We start from the raw sequence: 4524 nt of genomic DNA, 5'->3' as shown, positions 1-4524 counted from the left end.
CCCCCCACTCCCCCCACTCCCCTATTAGGGTATTTCCTCCTTTGGCTGTGAGGCTGATTTAATTGCTGGTATTTCTAAGAATTTTTTGGTTTCTGCAAGTAGGCGATCGCCCCATAGGTTTTCTTTGAGAAAATCTAAATTGGCATAACGGGAATCTATGCGGAGTGCGGATACTCCCATTTCTAAACTTTTTTGTTTATCGCCCTGATTATAGGATGCTACGGCTAAAGCAAGTAAAGGTTCTGCGGCTTTTTTGTCAATATTAACTGCTGTTTGCCACTGCTGAATTGCGCCCGGAATGTCACCTTGTTCGTATTTAATTAAACCAATATTGTTAATTGCTGGCCAAAACTTTTTATCTTGGTTAACTGCTAAATTAAATTGAGCGATCGCATCTGGGAATTTCTGTAACATAAAGTAAGCATTACCCAAATCAAACAAACCCCCGGAATAATTGGGTTTTAATTTCAAACCCGCTTGATAATGGCTAATAGCTCCTTGGTAATCTTTTTTTTGAAATTTGGCTGAACCCAATGCAAACAGCACTTCAGGATTTTTAGGATTGAGGGTTTGGGCTTTGTTCAAGGAGATGACAGCTTGATCAAGATCTCGATTTTGTAAATGTAAACTTCCCAGTAACCACCATATTTTGTCATTCTGTGGGGCTAATTTCACCGCCAATTGCGCTCTAAGTAAAGCTGTTTCAACTTGCTGAAACTGAGCTAATTGAGCCGCTTCCTGGGCTAAATTCAAGCCCTGTTTCTCTAACTGAGCATTATCAACTTGCACTGTATGCGGAATGAATGCCTGAGCATGGGCAGCTTTTGGCAAACTCCATAAACTGATTGCCACTAAAAGCGAAATTAACCGAATATATTTTGGCACACTACCACCTTCTAGTCCGAATATTAGAATCTTATCGCTAACGCTTTCGCTTAAGATAGCTTAACAAAATCAGATAGGATGGTCATTGGTCATTGGTCATTGGGTAATTTTATTCTTCCTTCTGGTAGAGTCGAACTCAGGTTATCCCGCGCTCCTCTCTGTTAAATCTGGGCGTGCGGCTTTCACTGCACCCAGCTTCCGATGTTCTTAGCTTTCGCGTTTGCGCTTGTCTCCTGCAAGAATCGCTTTATACACTCGTTTTTGTAGGCGGAATAAAATCACGGCGGAATTTCTTCTGTGGGTAATGTCATCCAAGGTTCACTAATGTTGTCACTGTGCCTAACCATGCTCTACTCTAATTTGTGTGTTCTGAACACATCAGACCAATTACGGTCTGTCCTACCCGAATTGAAGGGATTCCACTGCTCGTCTAGCCTACTTAGGGTTTGACCTCTCTTAGACCTTCAATCCGTTTTTATTCGTTCCCTCCGTTGATTGATTGTTCCGTTAGATGTAGCCAATTCAACCACTGGATTCCCTGGACTCAAGCCGCTATTGAAAGAAAATGCGGCGGGAATTAACTCCAGTGAGGTCGGGTTTTTGTATTGTGTCCCGCAATCGGATAGGTTGCTTTTCCAGGCTCGGTTTCATCATGGGAACTTCCCGTTAGCGCCAGTGTCACCCCACAATGGATGTCTGATTGCGCCCTGTTTCCAGCTTCACCCTCCAGATACCGAGTCTGGTCAGTGTGGACAGATAGGGGTTCATACCTGAGTCTGGTAGATGGGACTTTCACCCATATCTAGCCGAGAGTTCAACCTTTCTCCGTCGTCGGGTTTGGTTGGTGAGGTTATTTACGGACTTTCACCGTGATTCACTCACAACGAATCGTACTCCTTCTTCCTTCTGAACTCCTGATAGCGCAGCGTGGCGTTAGAGGATGTTTGAAAAGTTTCCGGCGATTAGAAAGATACCTCCGGCTCCCGTTAGGGATACGCTACTACACAAACAAAGTCCACACTTCGACAGGTGTTACAGTGAGCTTGTCGAACTGCTCAGTGACCACCTGCGTGGACTAACTAAAAATCAAGGCTTTTGAACCCACATTCCGCACCTTCTAGTCGCCCTTGCAAGTAATAAATTAGACTTTTCAAACACCCTCTTAGCCATACTCCTGAACTCCTGACTCCTGGGACAAAATTGGCAGAGTAACGGTGAAAGTAGTACCTTCGCCTAGATTGCTAGTTACTTGAATTTGTCCTTGATGATGCTTGATAATGGCTTGAGCGATCGCTAATCCTAATCCTGAACCAGTAGTTGTGGCTGTAGCGGTTTTCCCACCTCTATGAGTTCGTGCTGGATCAACTCGATAAAAGCGGTCAAATAATTTTGGTAGCGCGTCCGCAGGAATACCAGTGCCAGTATCACTAACTTTTATTTGTAAATGAGAATTAGTGTAACGCCTGCCTGTAACTCGATTTATCCCCTCTATTCTTTCTAACTCCACTTTTATGACTCCTTGAGGTGGAGTATATTGCAAAGCATTACCAATCAAATTTGTAAATAGCCTGACTAATTGTTCCCAATTCCCCCTGAGAGTAAACCAATTTTCTAGTAATTCAGGATTAACTTTTGTCAGCGCAGAATCAACTAAATTCAAAACCAGATTAATTTGTTTTTCTCTAGCTACCAGTTGTTGTTCTTCTACAACTTCCATTAATAAAGCATCAAGAGGACAAGATGAAAATAAATCTGTGCTAATACCACTATCTTGTCTAGCCAAAAATAGCAAATCGTTAACTAACTTCCCCAATCTTTGAGTAAGTCGTTCTACTACCTTTAATTGTTGTTTATATTCAACCGTATTCTTTTCTTCTTCCCCTGCATCCAAATCAGCCAAAGCAATTTGAACATTAGTTTGAATTAAAGCAATCGGACTTCTTAATTCATGAGAAGCATCAGCAGTAAATTGTTTTAGGCGTTGATAAGATTCTCCCACAGGTTCCATCGCCTTACCCGATAAAAACCAACCACTAGCCGCCACTGACAATAGCATTAAACTAATACCTAAAGCCAAATCGAAAATTAATTCCCGGCTAGGTTTCGTCACCTCAAACCAAGGATGACTAACTCGTAAATATCCTAAAACTTGTCTTCCTTTTTCTATCCTTTTCGTAACTTGTCTAAATAACTGTGCAGATTCTCCCCATCCTCCCATGCCCTCTATTCGCACAGTTTCACCTGTATGATGAGCATGAATAGGAATATCTAGTATTTCCGAAAAAGTTGACCACAATAATTCACCATTAGGACTAAACCACTCTAAATCAATCCGATCATCTTCGGCATTTTCAGCATTATTAGGAAAACTAGCTTCTACATTTACTCGTAATTGAGTCGGTTGAAATTTTATCGGTTCAATTACTAAAGAACGCTCGACAACTTCCACTACATGATATAGTGTATCATCAATGCGCTCAACTAATGTACTACGAACATATAAATATACTCCACTAGCAAATAATAATAGTAAAATTGCCGTTATAGCCGTGTACCAAATTGCCAACCGCCGACGAGTAGCTTGAAACAGATAAATAGACATAAAATGAATAAATTGATAACCTCTCAAGATTTAAGATCATATCCCGGAGTTTATGATCATATAAATTTTTAGAGGATGTTTGAAAAGTCGTATCCCGTAATTTTCATCACATTTTTACCCCCCTTTCCCCTTGTAAAGGGGGGTAAAAATAAAAATCCAGTTCCCTCCCCAAAGCATCGGGGAGGGTTAGGGTGGAGTAAAAAATATTTGATACATCAACCATAACTTTTAAAACACCCTCTTAGCAAGATAGAGTAGTTATACGGCTATTTTAACAATATCTCTAAGATCGGCAATTCTTTCACTTAATATAGTGTGAGCCTAAGTACCTCCGGTGAGTGAGTACGCGAGTTCACTACAGAAAAATTGGAATCTCAGTTATTTATTATACTAAAAGCGGTTGAGACATGGACTTTTGTAAAATCACGAAAACCCCAGATTTGTAGGGGTTTAGCACTGCTCATTGGTATCAACTTAGGCTACAAATAGCTTATTTGTTTAGCCTCCAAAACCGCCCGGAACTTAAGTTCCGGTCTAATAGCCAAAGTAAACTTCAGTTTACTAAAGAATTTAAAAATTTTTACGGTTATTTAGTCATCAAAAGACAACTTTTGCTATTAGACCAGGAATTAACTCCCAGTTGGGTTGTCGGTTTTGCGTTAAGTTGACACCTATGATCACTGCTAAACCCAAAGAACCTCATCCTCTGGAGGATAGTCGTCTTTGAAAAAATCACACAACAGCCAGGATGAGTCTACAATGGGGAATATTTTAAGTAATTGGACAAAAATATTTACAGTCATTGCGAGCGAAGGGAAGCAATCACAACCATTGGAATTGCTTCATTTCATTTTGTTCCATATGGCTAACGCAATGACATTGTGTAACTAATTCTGTCTCACTACTTACTAAAGCTGGCTTGTGCTATGTCAAAATCTTCCGTGCTAATAAAATAAGCTGAATTTCAAAATTCCCATCCCTGCTAGATGTTATTCAATCAGTCACTCGGTTTTGATTAAAACACTGAAACCGAGAAA

At 40.5% G+C, this 4524-nt stretch carries 2 protein-coding genes; both read right to left on the bottom strand.

The window, feature by feature from the left end; translation table 11 throughout:
* Positions 1 to 24: 24 nt before the first annotated feature.
* A complete protein-coding gene (locus IQ228_RS21750; protein WP_027403799.1) occupies positions 25 to 885 on the bottom strand; it encodes a tetratricopeptide repeat protein in 861 nt (286 codons plus the stop codon).
* Positions 886 to 2047: 1162 nt separating this feature from the next.
* Positions 2048 to 3475 carry a cell wall metabolism sensor histidine kinase WalK gene (locus IQ228_RS21745; protein ID WP_035083052.1) on the bottom strand — a complete coding sequence of 476 codons (1428 nt, stop codon included), beginning with the start codon at positions 3473 to 3475 and terminating at the stop codon, positions 2048 to 2050.
* Between the last annotated feature and the right edge of the window lie 1049 nt (positions 3476 to 4524).

This window comes from Dolichospermum sp. LEGE 00246, assembly GCF_015207865.1.
Classification (GTDB): domain Bacteria; phylum Cyanobacteriota; class Cyanobacteriia; order Cyanobacteriales; family Nostocaceae; genus Dolichospermum; species Dolichospermum heterosporum.
The sequence above is the reverse complement of the archived record's forward strand: the minus strand, read 5'-3'. Positions and strand labels throughout refer to the sequence as shown.